Below are 18,405 nucleotides of genomic sequence, written 5' to 3'. Positions count from 1 at the left end.
ATTTTATCAGTGTTTCCTTATATTATAGTATAGTTGAAGGATTCATACAATAAGAAGGACATTTGTTGTCAATGCGTCATGGCGGATGATGGATATCATCAATAAAAATTGATTTTGGATTAAGGGGGGGTCGATTTTTACGATAATATTGTTAAGGAAGCACTGATAAATTCAGCACTACCATCTTGACGCATCTTTTTTGCCCGCACTGTGTCGGCAAATCCTCCACATAGCCCTTGCTATGCGTCCGGTTTGCCTCCTTGTTCGGACGAAAAATCTACGCCAATCTGGCAGACTTCATTTTATCAGCGATTCCTTAGAAGAAAAGAAAGGAAGGCTTGATATGGCATATTTGAGTGTACATGGAACAGATGATGCGGCGCGCGTCCACTCATCTGCCGCCAAACCGTCGAAAAAGGCAGCTGATGGAGAAGTTTTTGCCGCGATGCTCGGCGAGGCGTTGTCGACATCCGATTCCGACGCAAAGCGGAACTCAGTGGAGAATATTTGCAAGTGGTCTGTTGATCCGGAGCATTATCCGGAACCAGATGATGAGGCACTCATTGCGGCGCTCTATAACGATGATCTGCGTGATTATTCCACCATGGCGAAGCCGCGTATCGGCGGACGCCTTGTTGTCTGTCAGAAGAATCCTGACGGTTCGCTTTTCTACTACCCGCCGCGGGATGCTTCGTTTGAGGAAAAACGCGCGTTTGTCAACGCGATGAAGGGGCTTTCACGCGAGGAACGCTATCAGGTGAACAATCTCATCTCCGATATGTTCGGCTTCTCTCCCTTTCATCCGTTCCTGCGCCGTCAGTCGCAGCGAACAGCGGGAGATGTGCAATCGAGTACACTGTTTGATCTTTTGCGCGATGAAGTGATTAAGGATCTTAAGCAAATGCATGTGGATGATCCAAATCGCCCATGGCGTGAACAGGAAGCGGCGGTACTGGACAAGATTTTTGAACGCAGGGAAGCCGCAAAGCGTTCGGCAATACATTAGGGAAGCACTGATAAATTCAGCACAATCGTCTTGACGCATCTTTTTTCCCGCACGTCGGCGGAAATCCATGCTAAACTGAGGGGCTGCTTTATCAGCGATTCCATTAGTCAAACGATTCACGGGAGTACCGCATGAGGCGAATGGCTTCGTGCGGTGCTCTTTTTTTATGAGCAAAATGTTCACGCAATTAGCATGGCCATGAAGCAATAATGAGAATCTCACGCAAGATTCATCATATATGAATTGAGAATATTATTCGATTGTAGAATTTGCCTAAAACTGTGATATAACTCACATTCTAGAGACAAGGATTATAGTAACATAAAAGAACCTATGTAATGTGTTTTTTCTGTGTAAAGGAAGCACTGATAAATTCAGAACCGCCATCTTAGGGTCTGTTTTATCAGCGATTCCTAAACAGAACAGCGGAGGGGTGAAGGCGTGAGCAGTATCTTTCAAAAATTCAAGTATCTGATTCCTACGTCGACTTCTGCGGATGGTCATCAGGAGACGCGCGAGGGCGGACGTACATGGGAGAACATGTACCGTGATCGCTGGTCATTTGACAAGACCGTACGCACGACGCATGGCGTCAACTGCACGGGCTCGTGCAGCTGGAACGTCCACGTCAAGAACGGGATCGTAGCGTGGGAGAATCAGGCGACGGACTACCCGGAGACGGCGCCGGACATGCCGGACTTCGAGCCGCGCGGCTGTCCGCGTGGGTCGACGTTCTCCTGGTATCTCTACAGTCCGCACCGCGTGAAGTTCCCGTATCTGCGCGGGGAGCTCGCGGCTCTCTGGCGTGAGGCGCGTGCGTCGCACGCGAATGCATACGAGGCGTGGAAGAGCATCGCCTCGGATCCCGTGAAGCAGAAAAAGTACAAAGAGGCACGCGGCATGGGCGGCTTTGTGCGCTCCAACTGGGAAGAGGTCAGCGAGCTGATCGCCGCCTCCGTGCTCTATACGGCGTATACCTACGGCTCCGACCGAATCTTCGGCTTCTCTGTTATCCCGGCGATGTCGATGCTGAGCTATGCAGCGGGCATCCGTTTCATGCAGCTGATGGGCGGCGTAGGACTCTCGTTCTACGACTGGTACGCCGACCTCCCGCCTGCGAGCCCGCAGATCTGGGGCGAGCAGACGGACGTACCCGAGTCAAGCGACTGGTACAACGCGGGCTACCTCATCACATGGGGCTCGAATGTGCCGCTGACGCGTACGCCGGACGCACATTTTATGGCGGAGGTGCGCTACAAGGGGACGAAGGTCGTCTCCATCGCGCCCGACTACGCCGAGTCGTCGATGTTCGCGGACACGTGGATTTCGCTGAAGGTCGGCAGTGACTCTGCCCTCGCGATGGCGATGGGACACGTCATCCTGAAGGAATACTATGTTGACAAGACCGTCCCGTTCTTCGTCGAGTACACGCGGAAATACACGGACTTCCCGTTCCTCGTGCGCATCGAAAAGCGCGCGGACGGCACGTATATCCCGGGGCGAATGCTCTCCTCGCGCGACATGGGACGCGACGAGAAGCACGCGGAGTTCCGCTACTATGTGGTGGACGATGTGACGGGCGAGATCGTTATCCCGAACGGCACACTCGCCGAGCGCTGGAGCGATCAGGAGAAATGGAACATCCGCGAGGAGAACCGCGACACAGGCGCGGAGATCTGCCCGCGTCTCTCCGTCTGGGACGACAAGACGGGGACGGTGGAGGTCGAGCTGCCGTACTTCGGCAACGACCGCGAAAAGCGCACGCTGACGCGCGCGCTCCCCGTACGCAGCGTCAAGACCGCAGACGGCGAGGTGCTCGTCACGACGGTCTACGATCTGACGCTCGCGAACTATGCGATTGACCGCGGCATCGGCGGCGAGAGTGCGGGCTCCTACGAGGACGATACGCCCTATACGCCCGCATGGCAGGAGAAGTACACAGGCATCGCACCCGACCTCGTCATCAAGACGGCGCGCGAGATCGCGGACAATGCGATCAAGACGAACGGGCGCACGATGATCATCATGGGCGGCGGCATCAACCACTGGTTCCACGCCGACATCGTCTACCGCACGATCATCAACCTCCTGCTCTTCACGGGCTGCGAGGGACGCAACGGCGGCGGCTGGGCGCACTACGTCGGGCAGGAGAAGCTCCGCCCGAACGAGGGCTGGGCGCGCATCATGTCGGGCTCCGACTGGCAGGCTCCGCCGAAGATGCTGAACTCTACGTCGTTCTACTATTTTGCGACCGATCAGTGGCGCAGCGACGAGATCCAGACGGACGCGCTCGCGGCGGCAAACGAGACGGCGCGCTATACGCATCCGGCAGACTACGCCCTGCTCGCGGCGCGTCTCGGCTGGGCACCCGCCTATCCGACGTTCAACCGCGGCTCGAACCAGATCGCCGCAGACGCGAAGTCGGCGGGCTACGAGGGCGCGGACGGCATCAAGCAGTATGTCGTGAAGAGTCTGAAGGACGGCAGCCTCGACTTTGCGTGGGCGGACCCCGATGCACCCCAGAACTTCCCGCGCAACCTTTTTGTCTGGCGCTGCAACCTCCTCGGCTCGTCCGCGAAGGGCAACGACTACTTCCTCAAGTATCTCCTCGGCACAGAGAACAGCATCTTCCAGGAAGAGGATGCCGCCGTCCGTCCGCAGGAGGTCAAGTGGCGTGAGAAGGAGGAGCTCGAAAAGCCGGGCGGCGCGCTCGACGGCAAGCTCGACCTGCTCGTCGCGCTCGATTTCCGCATGGCGGGCAACGCGCTCTACTCCGACGTCGTCCTGCCGACGGCGACGTGGTACGAGAAGACCGACATCTCCTCGACGGATATGCATCCCTTCGTCCATCCGTTCCAGCCGGCGGTCGATCCGCTCTGGGAGTCGCGGACGGACTGGGATATCTACCGCACGCTCGCACAGGCGGTCTCCGCCGTCGCGAAGGATGCGGGACTCACCCCGTACACGAACATCGCCGCGACCCCGCTCGGGCACGACAGCGAGGCAGAGCTCGCACAGCCCGATGGCGTCGTGCGCGACTGGAAAAAGGGCGAGTGTGAGCCGATCCCCGGCAAGACGATGCCGAACATCGCCGCGAATACGATCGACTACACGAAACTCTATGAGAAGTGGATTGCACTCGGGCCGAATGCGGGCGGCAAGACGGCGAGCCACGGCAATACGTGGGACTCGGCAGAGGACTACGAGGAGATCCGCCGGCGCAACGGCATCATCGACAACAAGGACTATGTGTCCTACGGCTGCCCCTCGATCTACGAGGCACGGCAGGCGATCGACGCGGTGCTCGGCATGTCGCCGACGACCTGCGGCAGGACGGCCGTCCGTGCATGGGCGGCGGTCGAAAAGCGTACGGGACTTTCGAACCTCACGAAGCTCGCGAAGGATCGCGAGGAGGAGCGCTTTACCTACGATCAGGTCATTGCGCAGCCGCGTGAGACGATCACGGCGCCGACCTTTACGGGCAGCAATCAGAACCGCCGCTACACGCCCTTTACGAACAATGTGGAGGAACTGATTCCGTTCCGCACGCTGACGGGACGCCAGCATTTCTACATGGATCATGAGGTCATGCGCGAGTTCGGCGAGGCACAGGCGGTCTACCGCCCGATCCTCGATTTCCGCCCGATGAATAGGTCGCTGAACGGTCCGCAGAAGGAGATCACGCTGAAGTATCTCACGCCGCACAACAAGTGGAGTACGCACAGCATGTACTTCGATGCGCAGCAGATGCTCACGATGTTCCGCGGCGGCCAGAGCGTCTGGATGAGTGAGAAGGACGCGGCGGAGATCGGCGTGAAGGACAACGACTGGATCGAGCTCTACAACCGCAACGGTGTTGTCGCCTCGCGCGTCGTCGTCTCGCCGCGTATTCCGCAGGGCGCAGTCTTTATGCACCACGCGCAGGACCGCCACATCAACGTGCCGGGCTCGAAGCTCTCCGGGACGCGCGCGGGAACGCACAACACCCCGACGCACATTCACATGAAGCCCACCCACCTCATCGGCGGCTACGGGCAGCTCAGCTATGGATTTAATTACTACGGCCCGACGGGCAACCAGCGCGACTCGTATGTCGTCGTGCGGCGCATGGAGGAGGTAGATTGGCTTGAAGATTAAAGCACAGATCGCGATGGTCATGAATCTCGACAAGTGCATTGGCTGTCATACGTGCTCCATCCTGTGCAAGAACGTCTGGACGAACCGGCGCGGCGCGGAGTATATGTATTTCAACAACGTCGAGACAAAACCCGGCATCGGCTATCCGAAGCAGTGGGAGAATCAGGAAAAATGGAAGGGCGGCTGGGAGCTGAAGGACGGCGAGCTGAGCCTCAAGACCGGCGGCAAGATCTCGCGCCTCGCGAAGCTCTTTTACCATCCGCAGCAGCCCGAGATGGACGACTACTATGAGCCGTGGACATACGACTATGAGACGCTGATCCACACGAAGCGGCGCAACCACCAGCCCGTGGCGCGTCCGCGCTCGCTCATCACGCAGAAGCGCATGGAGATCAAATGGGGCCCGAACTGGGAGGACGACCTCGCCGACGGACAGTCCGCACGCAAGGACTACAACCTCGGCAAGATTGGACAGGAGATCACGCTTGAGTTCCACGACATCTTCATGAAGCATCTGCCGCGTCTCTGCAACCACTGCCTCAACCCTGCCTGCGTCGCGGCGTGCCCCTCGGGCGCGATCTACAAGCGCGACGAGGACGGCGTGGTGCTGATCTCGCAGGACGGCTGCCGCGGCTGGCGTCACTGCGTCCCCGCGTGCCCGTACAAGAAGATCTACTACAACTGGGAGACGAACAAGGCGGAGAAGTGCGTATTCTGCTTCCCGCGCCTTGAGAACGGGCTGCCGACCGTCTGCAGCGACGGCTGCGTCGGACGCATGCGCTATCTCGGCGTACTGCTCTACGATGCGGACAAGGTGAAGGCGGCGGCATCGACCCCCGATCCGAAGGACATCTACAAGGCGTACCTCGATGCGCTCTGCGATCCGAACGATCCCGCGACGGTGAAGGCAGCGCACGAGGCAGGCATCCCTGACCGCTGGATCCGCGCGGCACAGAACTCGCCCTCGTATAAGCTGATCGCCGAGTGGCAGCTCGCGTTCCCGCTCCATCCGGAGTACCGCACGCTGCCGAACATCTGGTACGTCCCGCCCCTCAGTCCGATCGCACGGCGCGCCGAGGAGAAGGTATTCTTCCCCGGCGCAGCAGAGATGCGCATCCCCGTCGCCTATCTCGCCCAGCTCCTCACGGCGGGCGACACGGCGGCGATCGAGCGCGTCCTCGGCGTGCTGCTCGAGCTGCGCACCTACATGCGCACGAAGCAGACGGGCGAGCCGCTGCCCGAGGGACTCACGCACGATGCGGAGACCTACGAGGCGATGTACCGTCTGCTCGGCATCGCGAAGCGCCGCGATCGGTTCAACATCCCCGCAGGCGTGCAGGACGTATCGCAGGATAAACTGCGCGAACTGCAGGGGACGGCAGGCTATGCCTGTCCCGGGGGGTGCTGATGATGGAGACAAACAGCATTCAAAAGGAGCTGCTCCTCACCTCCTATCTCTTTGAGTACCCCTCAAAGGAATGGTGGGGGGATGTGAAGGAGTGCGCCGCCGAGGCGCATACCGTCGAGCGCCCGCAGTCGCGCGAGGTGCTTGAGGAGTTCTTTGACTACGTGGAGGAAAGCGACCCGAAGGAGTATGAGGACGCATACGTGCGTGCCTTCGACTTCTCCCAGAACACGAACCTCTACCTCACGACGCACAACCGCACCGATTTCGGCAAGCAGTCCGAGGAGATGCTCGCGTACAAGCAGCTCTTCCTTGATGCGGGCTATGACCTCGACCATGAGCTGCCCGACTACCTGCCCGCGATCCTTGAGCTCGCGGCAGCCGTACCCGAGGAGCGTGCCGCACACATCCTCGGCGCGGTGCGCCCGAAGCTGGAGCTCCTGCGTGACCGTCTGATCGAGGCGAAGCTGCCCTACGCGTTTCTGCTCGATGTCGTCCTCACAGGGGCGGCGCATCTGGAAGGGAGGACGGCATCATGAAACAGTTTGTCTGGGGCGCGCTCCCCTACATTGCGTTCACGTTCCTCATCGTGGGGACGATCGTGCGCTACACCGTCTTTGAGCGGAACTGGACGACGAAGTCCAGCCAGTTCCTCACGAAGGGGAACCTCCCGCTCGCAGGCCCCATGTTCCACCTCGGCCTTGTCATGGCACTCGGCGGACACATCATCGGCGTGCTCATCCCGAAGGCAGCGACGGAGGCGGTGGGCATCAACGAGCACCTCTATCACATGATCGCCCTCGGCGGCGGTACGCCCGCGGGGATTCTCTTCTTCCTCGGCTTCATCCTCCTGCTCGGCCGCCGTTTCGGCACCGACCGCATGGCGGTGAACACGTCGTCGATGGATCGTTTCCTCTATTTCTTCCTCTTCCTTGCCATCTTCACGGGCTGTGCGGCAACAGGTCTCAACGCCTTGGAGGGCGGTTTTGACTACCGCGAGACCATCGCGCCGTGGTTCCGTTCCGTCCTTATGCTCAGCCCCGACATCTCCTACATGGAAAACGTGCCGCTCATGTTCCGCCTGCACATGCTCGCGTGGATGTCGGTCGCGATTCTCTTCCCGTTCTCGCGTCTCGTCCACTGCCTCAGTGCACCGTTCGAGTATCTCTGGCGCAGCCCGATCATCTATCGGAAAAAATAACGGGATATACGATATACCGAATGCCTCCGCATCCTGCGATGCGGGGGCGTTTTCTGTTTGACCAATCTCATAGAAGCCGATATAATAAGAGAAAAAATGAAAGGAAAGGCTGACGTGTAATGGGAGAGACAAAAATGGAAGAACTGATCCGCATGACGGCAGAGCGGCGGACGCAGGCACTGTGCACGGCCATGGAGGCGGATCTGGAGACCGTGTGGAAGCATGGTGCGGAGGCGGGCAAGGCGGAGGGATTCGCTGAGGGTGAACTGCGCGGCAGCAAAAAAGCGGTCATCCGCGTCTCGATGAATCTCCTGCGCGCGGGCATCGCCCCTGCGGTCATCGCCGAGGCGGCAGAACTCCCGGAGCTGATTATCCGCAAGCTGGCACAGGACAACGGAATCGTGATCGCGTAAGAGATGCGCGGCGGATGCTTGAGGAAATACCGATGATTTGATGCGGCAGCACGCCGCATCTTTTTGCGTATGACAAGAGCATAGCGCGCAGCAATGGAGCTGCTGCAGGGAACAAAACAGGCCGTGCAGCAACCATTTTACTTGCAGCTGACAGAAAGCGAAGGAGATAAATTTTGATTTGGAATAAGCTAAAATTTTTCTTTGACTTACGTGGTGATATTGCTTCGACACAGGAAATTACGGAGCGGGTCAACGCTGGTATCCGATTACGGGGGACGAATCTCAGCGTTTTGATACTGGCGATCTTTATTGCCTCCATCGGTCTCAATATGAATAGTACGGCGGTCGTTATCGGAGCGATGCTGATCTCGCCGCTGATGGGGGCGATCCTTGGGATTGGCTATGGGCTTGCCCGTTATGACAGCGCATATATACGTTCCGGTGCAGGTAATCTATTCGCCCAAGTGCTCATTTCAGTTGCTGCATCGACGCTTTATTTTTCCCTCACGCCGATCGATGCCCCCTCTTCGGAGCTGCTTGCACGGACATCGCCGACCATCTGGGATGTTTTAATCGCTGCCTTTGGCGGGCTGGCAGGCATCATCGGGATAACACGCAAGGAGGGCGGAAATGTTATTCCGGGGGTTGCGATTGCAACGGCTCTGATGCCTCCGCTCTGCACCGCAGGATATGGGATTGCTGCGGGAGTAGCGGCGTACGCTGTTGGGGCACTCTATCTGTTCTTCATCAATAGCTTCTTTATCTGTCTGACTGCATTTGTTGTCCTGAAACTCATTGACATCCCATCGAAGATTGAGCGGGACTCCGTAGAATTTTCAAGACAAAAAAGATATCTGATGGCCTTAGCCATCCTTGTCACGCTGCCCAGCTGTTTCGCGGCGTATCAGAGCGTGCAGGAAAATCTGGAGAACGAGCAGGCGAAAATATTTTTTGAGGAGAATTTCAAAACACCTCCGCACATTGCCATCTCCTATACCTTGGATAACGAGAAGAAAACGCTGACAGTTTTTACAATCGCTAGAATATCGAAGGATGATCTTGAGGAATTGACGGAGAAATTGCATCAAAAGACACAGCTCAAACCGTTTCACCTAGAAATCTTTTCTTCGGAAGACCGTGAAGAAATGGAGGCGATGATCGATCAGAGACTCAGTGAGACAGGAAAAAGTGCTATTCCCTCTGTTCAGGAGCAGCAGACCGTGACCGCACTCAAATCTGCCCGCGAGGAAGGGGAGAAGCAAGGAATGCACATATTGGACTGGAATCGTGAGGCGCGCATCGTTTTCCCGGAGATCTCCCGCATCGCCGTCGGGAGTGTACGCGAACCTGCCGGAACAGGAGGGGATACATCGACAGCTCTGAAGGAAAACCAGATTGCGTTTATCTATCTTAACGCCGATATGGACGAAGCGTCGCGCCATCGCCTGACCGAATGGATTTCGGACAAAGCAAAACACCGTGTAGAGGTACACTTCCTTCCTGAGACCATGTCTGCAGCGGGGGAAAAGGGGCTATAGCTTTAAGGAAGCACTGATAAATTCGGCACAACCATCTTGACGCATCTTTTTCGCCCGCTTTTCGTTAGCAAATCCTCCACATAGCTCTCGCTATGCGTCCGGTTTGCTGCCTCAATCGGACAAAAATCTACGCCAATCTGGCAGACCTCATTTTATCAGCGATTCCTTAAGGAAGCACTGATAAATTCAGCACCGCCGTCTTGACGCATCTTTTTCGCCCGCTTTTCGTTAGCAAATCCTCCACATAGCTCTCGCTATGCGTCCGGTTTGTCTCCTTGACAGGACAAAAAATCTGCACCAATCCGACGGACTTCATTTTATCAGCGATTCCTTAATCAAAGCAATTGCCAAGAGCGAGTCCGGTGTCATGTATGCGTTTATGCCGCATCTTTTTGTATGCGTCGATTTGTTCGTCGCATGGATAAAGCAGCACGGTGAGGGAAGTATTTTCCTGCGATACGGCATCGAGCCGCTCGTCACGATCTCGCACTACGAGACGCCGTTCCACCTTGCCAAAACATACAACGGCTGGATGAGTCATGACCTCATCGGCTTCTACGAGCGGTACGTGCGCACGATCTTTACGCGCTATCGGGAGAAGGTAAAATACTGGCTGACGTTCAACGAGATCAACTCCGTGCTGAACCGCTTCTATGACCGCTGGCAGAAGCCGCTCTTCATCGTGGAGAACGGGCTGGGCGCAAAGGACGTGCTCGTCGCGGACGGCGCGGGCGGCATGACGGTGGAGGACGACTACCGCATCGACTATCTAAGCGACCATCTCGTGCAGGTGGAGGAGGCCATCGCCGACGGCGTGCCCGTCATGGGCTATACGACGTGGGGCTGCATCGACCTCGTGAGCGCGTCGACCGCGCAGATGAGCAAGCGTTACGGCTTCATCTACGTCGACCGAAATGACGACGGGACGGGAACGCTCGCGCGGTACCGCAAGAAATCGTTCCACTGGTATAGGAACGTGATCGCGACCCATGGCGGTTGTTTGCAGCGTACAGTAAAATGAGGCGCAGAGCTCCCTTGCCCGTGCGGCACACGCACAGTTTACCCCCGCTTCGTAAAAAAACACCACACAACACGCGTAAACACGACAAAAAATTGTACACGGAAAAAACTTGTCACTAATCACAGGCTTGTGATAAGATGAACAAAGTCGTGCGTGCGGCGGCTGTGCCGCGCGTCAGCAGAACACCCCCAGGGAATCGCTGATCCAATGAGGTACCGAACGGATCAGCGATTCTCAAGACAAAGGAGGCGCATCTATGGAAACCTTGGCCGCAATCATTTTTGTCGTGATGTATATGGTGATCGTGTCGGAGAAGATCCACCGCACGGTCGCCGCGATGATCGGCGCAGTGCTCATGATGCTGCTCGGCATCCTCTCGCAGGAGGTCGCGCTGCACCATGTGGACTTTGAGACGCTCGGGCTGCTCGTCGGGATGATGGTGCTGGTCGGCGTGACGAAGGAGACGGGGCTCTTTGACTACGTCGCCATCAAGGCGGCGAAATCCGCACAGGCGGAGCCGCGCCGCATCCTCGTCTACCTCTGCGTGATCACAGCGGTATTCTCCGCCTTCCTCGACAACGTGACGACTGTGCTGCTCATGGTGCCGGTGACGTTCAGCATCACAAAGATTCTGAAACTCGATCCGATGCCGTATCTTCTGACGCAGATCATCGCCTCGAACATCGGCGGAACAGCGACGCTCATCGGCGACCCGCCGAACATCATGATCGGCAGTGCGGTCAAGGAACTGACCTTCGTCATGTTCATCGAACATCTCGCACCGATCGCCATTGTCTGTATGGTGGTTGTGCTTCTTATCATGGCGACGATCTACCGCAAGCAGCTCGTGACGACGCCGGAGCTGCAGGCAGAGCTGATGCAGATGGACGAGAAGGCGGCGATCACGGATCACGCCCTGCTGAAGCGTGCACTGTTCGTGCTGGGACTGACGATCCTCGGATTTTTCACGCACTCCTTTACGCATATTGAGTCCTCGCTCATTGCCCTCACGGGCGGCTTCCTGCTGCTCCTCCTCGCGGGCGGCAGCGAGCACCTCGTGGAAAAGGCGATGCACGCGGTCGAGTGGCCGACGATCTTCTTCTTCATCGGACTCTTTATCGCGGTCGGCGGTCTGATCGAGGTCGGCATCATCGCCCAGCTCGCGGAGACGGCGGTCAATGCGACGGGCGGCGACCTGACGGCAACGTCGCTCCTCATCCTCTGGATGAGTGCGATCATCTCGTCCGTGCTGGACAACATTCCGTTCGTCGCGACGATGATTCCGCTCATTCAGAACATGGGCGCGATGGGCATCGCGAACCTCGAGCCGCTCTGGTGGTCGCTCGCACTCGGCGCGTGCCTCGGCGGCAACGGGACGCTCGTCGGCGCATCGGCGAACCTCATCGTGGCGGGGATGGCGGCGGAGCGCGGCGTACACATCAGCTTCGTCCGTTACTTCAAGATCGGCTTCCCGCTCATGCTGCTCACGATCGTCCTCTCGACGGTCTACGTCTACGTGCGCTATCTGCTCTGAAATATAGGAAGCACTGATAAATTCGGCACTACCATCTTAACGCATCTTTTTCGCCCGCTTTTCGTTAGCAAATCCTCCACATAGTCTTTGCTATGCGTCCGGTTTGCTGCCTCAATCGGACAAAAAATCTACGTCAATATGGCAGACCTCATTTTATCAGCGATTCCTATAAAAGAAAATTATTCTTTGCAGGAAAATAGAGCGTTTGCGCGAATCAATTAAATACAGGAAAATTGTGGGAGACACCGACACAGTTTCGGTGTCTCTCTTTTTGACCGAGAAATATTTGCTTTCTGTGCTCTGCATGGAGAGCAGGGAGTATCATCAGGCAGGAGGGAGCTATGTTTATTCTTGCATCAGCATCACCGCGCCGCCGCGCGCTCCTGCGCCAGATCGGGGCGCAGTTCGTCTCGATTACGCCCGCTGTCGCGGAGCGCAAGGACGGGGAGCACCCGCGCGACGATGTGATCTACAATGCGCTGATGAAGGCGCGCAAGGTGGCGGCGGAGTACCCCGACCACGCCGTCCTCGGGGCGGATACGGCGATTGTCCTCGGCGGCAAGTCGTTCGGCAAGCCGCGCGACGCCGAGGAGGCGCGCCACATCCTCTCCCTGCTGGAGGGGCGTCAGCACACGGTACTGACGGGGATCGCGTGGGTCGTGGATGGACGCGTGGTCACGGACGCGACGGAGACGACGGTGCGTTTTGCGCCGATGTCGCCGGCGGAGATCGCCGCATACGTGGCGACGGGCGAACCGATGGGCAAGGCGGGGGCGTATGCGATTCAGGGGCGCGCGGCCGTCTACATCGAGGAGATCCACGGCTCGTTCTCGAATGTCGTCGGGCTGCCTCTCTACGCCGTGGCGGCACTCGCGCGCACGGCGGGCGTCGTCATGGAGGCAGCGGACGATGCCTCTCTCTGACCTCCCGCACGGGGAGCTGCCGCGCGAGCGACTTCTGGCGCATGGGGCAGCAGTGCTCAGCGACGCGGAGCTGCTGGCCGTTCTCCTGCGGACGGGGCGGACGGGAGAGCATGTCCTCGATCTCGCACGCGGCATCGTCGCGCAGTTTCGGGAGGAGGGGCTCGCGGCGATCCTGCGCATGCCAGCCGCCGAGTTTGCACGCATCCCGGGCATCGGCGGGGCAAAGGCGGCGACGGTACTCGCCGCCCTAGAGCTCGGCCGACGCGCCTACGCGGGGACGCACGGGATGCCGCACCTGAACGAGGCGGCGGATGTGATGACGCTCCTTTCGGCGCGCTGCCATGCGGAGCGACGCGAGCACTTCTTCGTCCTGCCGCTCTCGGCAAAGAACGAGCTGCTGATGCTCGCCGATGTGTCGACGGGGACGCTCACGAATGCGCTGGTGCACCCGCGCGAGGTATTCGAGCCCGCGATCCGCTGCGGCGCGGCGCATGTGATCGTCGCACACAACCACCCGAGCGGCGACCCCACGCCGAGCGCGGAGGATCACCGCCTCACACGCAGTCTGTACGAGGCGGGGAAACTGCTCGGCATCCCTGTGACGGATCATGTCGTCGTCGCGCGGGACGGTTTCTTCAGCTTTGCCGAGGAGGGGCTGCTGTAATACTTTTTTTTCACAGAAAAAGGATTTGCCGTTTTATCATCGAAATATACAGATAACGTAACTAACAATATGCAGCAAATTAGGAGGGATTATGATGAGTGACATCAAGAAGATTCTCGTCCCTGTGGATGGTTCGGTCAACGGCTGCAAGGCTGTGGACGAGGCGCTCTCGATCGCGGAAAAATGCGGTGCGGAGCTGGATTTTGTCTACGTCGCGAGCAACATCAACAAGGATATCCCGAGCCATATCATCTTTGACCGTATCTGGGAGAAGCTGCCCGAGAGCCTGACGGCACGCAAGCACGTCAAGAGCGGGCACGTCGCCAAGTGCATTCTGGAGCTGGCCGATGAGGAGAAGGCGGATATCATCATCATGGGCAGCCGTGGTCTCGGCCTCCTCAAGGGCGTATTTATCGGCAGCGTCAGCCAGAAGGTGGTGGAGGAGTCGAAGATCCCCGTCATGGTCGTCAAATAGGAGGTGCAGCCATGACGGTACGTGAGCGTTTGGAGGAGCAGGAGGCGGCTCTGCTGTCGCCGCTGGCGGCGCGCAGCGTGGATGCATCGCGCAGTCATCCGATGGCGGAGTGCCCCTTTCGCACAAAGTTCCAACGCGACCGTGACCGCATTCTGCATTCCAAGTCCTTTCGCCGGCTAAAGCACAAGACGCAGGTCTACATCGTGGCGGGCGACCACTACCGCACGCGCATGACGCACAGCCTTGAGGTGGCGCAAATCTCGCGCACGATCGCGCGGAGTCTGCGGCTCAACGAGGATCTGACGGAGGCGATCGCCCTCGGGCACGATGTCGGACATACGCCGTTCGGACATGCGGGCGAGGCGGTGATGGAGGAGATCCTCGGGCATTTTGCCCACAACGAGCAGAGCCTGCGCATGGTGGAGATCCTAGAGCGCGGCGGGCACGGGCTGAACCTTACGGGCGCGGTGCGCGACGGCATCCTGAACCACACGGGAAAGGGGATGCCGTCGACGTTTGAGGGACGCATTGTCCGCATCGCCGACCGTATCGCCTACCTCTGCCACGACTATGACGACAGCCTGCGCGCGGGACTCCTCACGGCGGACGATCTGCCGGCGGAGGTGCGCGACGCGTTCGGTACGGATACGTCGGCAATGATCACAAACATGGTGTCGGATATGATCGTCACCTCGGAGGCACGCGGCGACGCGGCGCTCTCTCCGGAGGTGCAGCATGTGATGGATGCGTTCCGCAGCTTTATGTTCGAGCACATCTATCATTCCAAGACGCTCGCGCACGAGCGCGCACAGGCGGGCTATGTCCTGCGTGCGCTGATGGATCACTTCACCGTGTACTTTGACACGCTGCCGCGCGAGTTTATCGCGCGGGCGGAGCGGTGGGGGCGCGAGCAGTGCGTCGTGGACTACGTGGCAGGGCTGACGGACAGCTACGCCGTCGCGCTGTTCCGCGAGATCTACATCCCGCCCGTCGATCAGATGACCATCAAACCAATATAAGGAGAAACCTATGCGTGACCCGAGGATGGAGGCGTTCGTGCAGCAGGTGCGCGCAGGAACGGACATCCTCGCCGTCGTGCAGAGCTATGTATCTCTGAAGCGCAAGGGCAACCGCTACTGGGGCTGCTGCCCGTTCCACAGCGAAAAGACCGCATCGTTTTCCGTTGTGCCGTCGGAGGGCTTTTTTTACTGCTTCGGCTGCCATGCGGGCGGCGATGCGTTCAAATTTCTCTCGCTCATCGAGCACATCACCCCGTTTGAGGCGATCCTGCGGCAGGCGGAGCAGCTCGGCATCGAGCGCCCCGCACGCAAGCGCGACGCACAGGAGGAGGCGCGCCTGCGCGCCCTCGACGACCTGCGCCGCGTAAACGCGCTCGCACGTGACTTCTTTCACAACTGCCTCACCATGACGCGCTACGGCGCGGCGGGCAAGGCATACCTCGCGGGGCGCGGCATCACGGACGCGGCCATCGAACGCTACGGCATCGGCTTTGCCCCGGATGCGTGGTCAAAGCTCTCCGATGCGTTCCAAAAGCGCGGCGTCGCGGAGCACGTCCTCGTCGATGCGGGGCTTGCCGTGCGGCGTGAGCGTGGGGACGGGATCTACGATCGCTTTCGCGGACGTGTCATCATCCCCATCGCGGATGAGCGCGGGCGCGTTGTCGGCTTCGGCGGACGTGCGCTCGGCGATGCCCAGCCGAAATATCTCAATACGGCGGAGACGCCTGTCTTTAACAAGCGAAAGCTTCTCTTTGGCATGGATCGTGCGCACAGTGCGATTGCCCGCGCGGGCTATACCATCGTCGTCGAGGGCTACATGGACGCGATTGCTGCGTGGGAGGCGGGCGTTGACAACGTCGTCGCGACGCTCGGCACGTCGTTTACGAGCGACCACGCCGCCCTGCTCCTGCGCCGCGCACCGCGCATCGTCTTCTGCTACGACAGCGACCGCGCGGGACAGGAGGCGACCCTGCGCGCGCTCGCGGCGGTGCATGGGCGCGCGGCGGAGCTGCGCGTCCTCCTCCTGCCCGACGGCAAGGATCCCGATGAGTACGTGCGCACGCACGGTGCGGATGCGTTCCGCGCCCTCGTCGAGACGGCCGTGCCCGCGCCCGCCTTCCACCTGCGCCATATCCGCGCGCAGATGGCGGACGGCATCGAGGGACAGCGTACGGCGCTGCGCGCGATGCTGCCTGTCCTCGCGGAGCTGGATCCTGTGGAGCGCGCTGCATACGTGCGCCGCACGGCGGCGGAGCTCTTTCTCGACGAGGGGGTCGTTGCCGACGCTCTGCGCCGCTGGCTGCGGCGCGGTGGTGCTGCAGAGAAACCTGCCGCACCCACTGCGGGCACGCCCGTACGACGTGCGGATCGTGCCCTGCAGCGCGCAGGGCGACAGCTCATCGCGGCCGTGCGGCAGGATCCCGATTTCCTCGCGCAGATCACGGCGGCCGTGCCGCTCGATGCGTTTCCCGATGAATTCTTCGGTACGATTTTTTGCGCCGTTGCTGCGCAGATCGCGGCGGGGGGCGTGATTGATGCGGATTTTATCGCGGCGCAGCCGGCGGAGGAGAGCGCGGAGATCACGCGTGCGCTGGTCGAGGAGCCGCCCACGTCGGAGGCACGCGCGGGTGCGCTCGCGGTGTTTCGACGGGCGCATTTGACCGCTGCCCTCGCACAGCATACACATCGTGCAGAAACGATGATGCAGGAAGGAAAAGCGGGCTACGTTGACGAATTAAACGAAGTGAAACGCATTCAGGATGAGCTTGCCCACATCGGCACACAGGAATAAATATGCAGATTCCTTTAACAACGACCTGCGGTGAACGATATAATAAGTAATAGTAACTATTTAGAAAAAATACGAACTGAAAGGAGGGGGCAGAGTGCAGATCGCGGCATTACGAAAAGAAACGGAGCAGACGGCTACGCCTGTAGAGATCATGGATCTGCTGAAAAAAGGCAGAGCAAACGGCGGGACACTCACCTGCAGTGAGCTGATGGATGCGCTCGCGCAGGACAGCGTGACCCCCGACGCAATGGATGCGCTGTATCAGCGCTGCATGGATGAGGGCATCGAGATCATCGACGATGCCGATGTCGGTGCAGAGGATGACGCAGCGGATTTCGCCGATGATTTGGAGGATAAGGACGAGACGGACGCCGATGTCGATATCGACCTCTCCGTACCCGAGGGTGTTGCGCTCGACGACCCCGTTCGCATGTACCTCAAGGAAATCGGGCGCGTTCCCCTGCTGACCGCAGAGGAGGAGGTCGATCTCGCACGCCGCATGGAGGCGGGCGATGAGACGGCACGCCACCGTCTGGAGGAGGCGAATCTGCGCCTCGTCGTCAGTATCGCGAAGCGGTACGTTGGGCGCGGCATGATGTTCCTCGATCTCATCCAAGAGGGGAATCTCGGGCTCCTGAAGGCGGTCGAGAAGTTCGACTACAGCAAGGGCTATAAATTCAGCACCTATGCGACGTGGTGGATCCGGCAGGCGATCACGCGTGCCATCGCCGACCAGGCGCGCACGATCCGCATCCCCGTGCACATGGTCGAGACGATCAATAAGTATATCCGCGTCTCGCGTCAGCTCCTGCAGGAGCTCGGCCGCGACCCGACGCCGGAGGAGATCGCGCACCGTATGGGACTGAGTGTGGCGCGCGTGCGTGAGATCATGAAGATCTCGCAGGAACCCGTGTCCCTTGAGACGCCGATCGGCGAGGAGGAGGACACACATCTTTCCGATTTTATCGAGGACGAGGCGGCACCCGACCCCGCAGATGCGGCGTCCATGCTGCTGCTCAAGGAACAGATCTCGGAGGTGCTGACGACGCTCGCCCCGCGTGAGGCGGAGGTGCTGCGTCTGCGGTTCGGCCTTGTGGACGGACGCTCCCGCACCCTCGAGGAGGTTGGACAGAACTTTGGCGTGACGCGTGAGCGCATCCGCCAGATCGAGGCAAAGGCTCTGCGGAAACTCAGACATCCCGTGCGCCTGCGCAAACTACAGGGAAATTTTGACGCGTAAGGTGGGAGAGCCTACCCAACATCGACAGGAGGACAGC

General features: G+C 59.3%; 18 protein-coding genes. 15 read left to right on the top strand and 3 right to left on the bottom strand.

Annotation, left to right across the window (positions count from 1 at the left end; translation table 11 throughout):
• Positions 1 to 151: 151 nt before the first annotated feature.
• Positions 152 to 277, bottom strand: a complete 126-nt coding sequence (locus HMPREF9166_RS12995) for a secretion protein HlyD (RefSeq protein WP_071586098.1) — start codon at positions 275 to 277, stop codon at positions 152 to 154.
• Positions 278 to 343: 66 nt separating this feature from the next.
• On the opposite strand from HMPREF9166_RS12995, the gene HMPREF9166_RS06860 reads away from it, so the two are divergent.
• The 7 genes from HMPREF9166_RS06860 (at position 344) to HMPREF9166_RS06830 (ending at position 9,700) form a co-directional block, all read left to right on the top strand.
• Positions 344 to 1,006 carry a hypothetical protein gene (locus HMPREF9166_RS06860; RefSeq protein WP_009753265.1) on the top strand — a complete coding sequence of 221 codons (663 nt, stop codon included), beginning with the start codon at positions 344 to 346 and terminating at the stop codon, positions 1,004 to 1,006.
• Between the two features lie 441 nt (positions 1,007 to 1,447).
• Positions 1,448 to 5,143, top strand: a complete 3,696-nt coding sequence (locus HMPREF9166_RS06855; RefSeq protein ID WP_009753264.1) for a nitrate reductase subunit alpha — start codon at positions 1,448 to 1,450, stop codon at positions 5,141 to 5,143.
• The gene (gene narH / locus HMPREF9166_RS06850) at positions 5,133 to 6,551 is read left to right on the top strand and encodes a nitrate reductase subunit beta (RefSeq protein WP_009753263.1); all 1,419 of its coding nucleotides are present in this window, start codon (positions 5,133 to 5,135) and stop codon (positions 6,549 to 6,551) included. The genes HMPREF9166_RS06855 and narH overlap by 11 nt, the downstream gene beginning before the upstream one ends.
• 2 nt (positions 6,552 to 6,553) lie before the next feature.
• Entirely contained in the window at positions 6,554 to 7,087 is a 534-nt protein-coding gene (narJ, locus tag HMPREF9166_RS06845; protein ID WP_039981165.1) for a nitrate reductase molybdenum cofactor assembly chaperone, read from the top strand.
• On the top strand, positions 7,084 to 7,749 hold the full coding sequence (gene narI, locus HMPREF9166_RS06840; RefSeq protein WP_006690404.1) for a respiratory nitrate reductase subunit gamma: 666 nt from the start codon (positions 7,084 to 7,086) through the stop codon (positions 7,747 to 7,749). The genes narJ and narI overlap by 4 nt, the downstream gene beginning before the upstream one ends.
• Before the next feature lie 134 nt (positions 7,750 to 7,883).
• A complete protein-coding gene (locus HMPREF9166_RS06835) occupies positions 7,884 to 8,162 on the top strand; it encodes a hypothetical protein (protein ID WP_254655016.1) in 279 nt (92 codons plus the stop codon).
• Positions 8,163 to 8,335: 173 nt separating this feature from the next.
• Complete coding sequence (locus HMPREF9166_RS06830; RefSeq protein ID WP_009753262.1) at positions 8,336 to 9,700, top strand: DUF389 domain-containing protein; 1,365 nt, start codon at positions 8,336 to 8,338, stop codon at positions 9,698 to 9,700.
• Between the two features lie 166 nt (positions 9,701 to 9,866).
• Here HMPREF9166_RS06830 and HMPREF9166_RS12985 read toward each other — a convergent pair whose 3' ends face one another.
• Complete coding sequence (locus HMPREF9166_RS12985; protein WP_071586083.1) at positions 9,867 to 10,016, bottom strand: secretion protein HlyD; 150 nt, start codon at positions 10,014 to 10,016, stop codon at positions 9,867 to 9,869.
• On the opposite strand from HMPREF9166_RS12985, the gene HMPREF9166_RS06825 reads away from it, so the two are divergent.
• Both HMPREF9166_RS06825 and HMPREF9166_RS06820 read left to right on the top strand, forming a co-directional pair.
• Positions 9,957 to 10,721, top strand: coding sequence for a family 1 glycosylhydrolase (locus HMPREF9166_RS06825; protein ID WP_009753261.1), 765 nt, complete (start codon positions 9,957 to 9,959; stop codon positions 10,719 to 10,721). The genes HMPREF9166_RS12985 and HMPREF9166_RS06825 overlap by 60 nt on opposite strands.
• 256 nt (positions 10,722 to 10,977) lie before the next feature.
• Entirely contained in the window at positions 10,978 to 12,255 is a 1,278-nt protein-coding gene (locus HMPREF9166_RS06820) for an SLC13 family permease (RefSeq protein ID WP_009753259.1), read from the top strand.
• Here HMPREF9166_RS06820 and HMPREF9166_RS12980 read toward each other — a convergent pair.
• Positions 12,243 to 12,383, bottom strand: coding sequence for a secretion protein HlyD (locus tag HMPREF9166_RS12980; RefSeq protein ID WP_071586082.1), 141 nt, complete (start codon positions 12,381 to 12,383; stop codon positions 12,243 to 12,245). The two genes, HMPREF9166_RS06820 and HMPREF9166_RS12980, sit on opposite strands and share 13 nt — an antisense overlap.
• A 213-nt stretch (positions 12,384 to 12,596) precedes the next feature.
• On the opposite strand from HMPREF9166_RS12980, the gene HMPREF9166_RS06815 reads away from it, so the two are divergent.
• The 6 genes from HMPREF9166_RS06815 to rpoD all read left to right on the top strand — a co-directional run bounded on the left by HMPREF9166_RS06815 (position 12,597) and on the right by rpoD (position 18,368).
• Complete coding sequence (locus HMPREF9166_RS06815; protein ID WP_009753257.1) at positions 12,597 to 13,178, top strand: nucleoside triphosphate pyrophosphatase; 582 nt, start codon at positions 12,597 to 12,599, stop codon at positions 13,176 to 13,178.
• The gene (radC, locus tag HMPREF9166_RS06810) at positions 13,165 to 13,842 is read left to right on the top strand and encodes a DNA repair protein RadC (protein WP_009753256.1); all 678 of its coding nucleotides are present in this window, start codon (positions 13,165 to 13,167) and stop codon (positions 13,840 to 13,842) included. The genes HMPREF9166_RS06815 and radC overlap by 14 nt, the downstream gene beginning before the upstream one ends.
• A gap of 91 nt (positions 13,843 to 13,933) precedes the next feature.
• A complete protein-coding gene (locus tag HMPREF9166_RS06805; RefSeq protein WP_009753255.1) occupies positions 13,934 to 14,317 on the top strand; it encodes a universal stress protein in 384 nt (127 codons plus the stop codon).
• A gap of 11 nt (positions 14,318 to 14,328) precedes the next feature.
• Positions 14,329 to 15,336 carry a deoxyguanosinetriphosphate triphosphohydrolase gene (locus tag HMPREF9166_RS06800; protein WP_009753254.1) on the top strand — a complete coding sequence of 336 codons (1,008 nt, stop codon included), beginning with the start codon at positions 14,329 to 14,331 and terminating at the stop codon, positions 15,334 to 15,336.
• A 10-nt stretch (positions 15,337 to 15,346) separates the two neighbouring features.
• Positions 15,347 to 17,128: a DNA primase gene (dnaG, locus tag HMPREF9166_RS06795; RefSeq protein ID WP_009753253.1), complete on the top strand. Its 1,782-nt coding sequence runs from the start codon at positions 15,347 to 15,349 to the stop codon at positions 17,126 to 17,128.
• A gap of 94 nt (positions 17,129 to 17,222) precedes the next feature.
• Entirely contained in the window at positions 17,223 to 18,368 is a 1,146-nt protein-coding gene (gene rpoD / locus HMPREF9166_RS06790; protein ID WP_009753252.1) for an RNA polymerase sigma factor RpoD, read from the top strand.
• Positions 18,369 to 18,405 lie beyond the last annotated feature (37 nt).

The organism is Selenomonas sp. oral taxon 149 str. 67H29BP, from assembly GCF_000146365.1.
GTDB classification, from domain to species: Bacteria; Bacillota; Negativicutes; order Selenomonadales; family Selenomonadaceae; genus Centipeda; species Centipeda felix.
This window is presented reverse-complemented; position numbering and strand designations above follow the sequence as displayed.

Coding starts and splice junctions, on each gene's coding strand:
- HMPREF9166_RS06860 (WP_009753265.1), top strand. CDS start 344: ATGGCATATTTGAGTGTACATGGAACAGATGATGCGGCGCGCGTCCAC.
- narJ (WP_039981165.1), top strand. CDS start 6,554: ATGGAGACAAACAGCATTCAAAAGGAGCTGCTCCTCACCTCCTATCTC.
- narI (WP_006690404.1), top strand. CDS start 7,084: ATGAAACAGTTTGTCTGGGGCGCGCTCCCCTACATTGCGTTCACGTTC.
- HMPREF9166_RS06835 (WP_254655016.1), top strand. CDS start 7,884: ATGGAAGAACTGATCCGCATGACGGCAGAGCGGCGGACGCAGGCACTG.
- HMPREF9166_RS06825 (WP_009753261.1), top strand. CDS start 9,957: ATGCGTCCGGTTTGTCTCCTTGACAGGACAAAAAATCTGCACCAATCC.
- HMPREF9166_RS12985 (WP_071586083.1), bottom strand. CDS start 10,016: ATGAAGTCCGTCGGATTGGTGCAGATTTTTTGTCCTGTCAAGGAGACA.
- HMPREF9166_RS06820 (WP_009753259.1), top strand. CDS start 10,978: ATGGAAACCTTGGCCGCAATCATTTTTGTCGTGATGTATATGGTGATC.
- HMPREF9166_RS06815 (WP_009753257.1), top strand. CDS start 12,597: ATGTTTATTCTTGCATCAGCATCACCGCGCCGCCGCGCGCTCCTGCGC.
- radC (WP_009753256.1), top strand. CDS start 13,165: ATGCCTCTCTCTGACCTCCCGCACGGGGAGCTGCCGCGCGAGCGACTT.
- HMPREF9166_RS06805 (WP_009753255.1), top strand. CDS start 13,934: ATGATGAGTGACATCAAGAAGATTCTCGTCCCTGTGGATGGTTCGGTC.
- HMPREF9166_RS06800 (WP_009753254.1), top strand. CDS start 14,329: ATGACGGTACGTGAGCGTTTGGAGGAGCAGGAGGCGGCTCTGCTGTCG.
- dnaG (WP_009753253.1), top strand. CDS start 15,347: ATGCGTGACCCGAGGATGGAGGCGTTCGTGCAGCAGGTGCGCGCAGGA.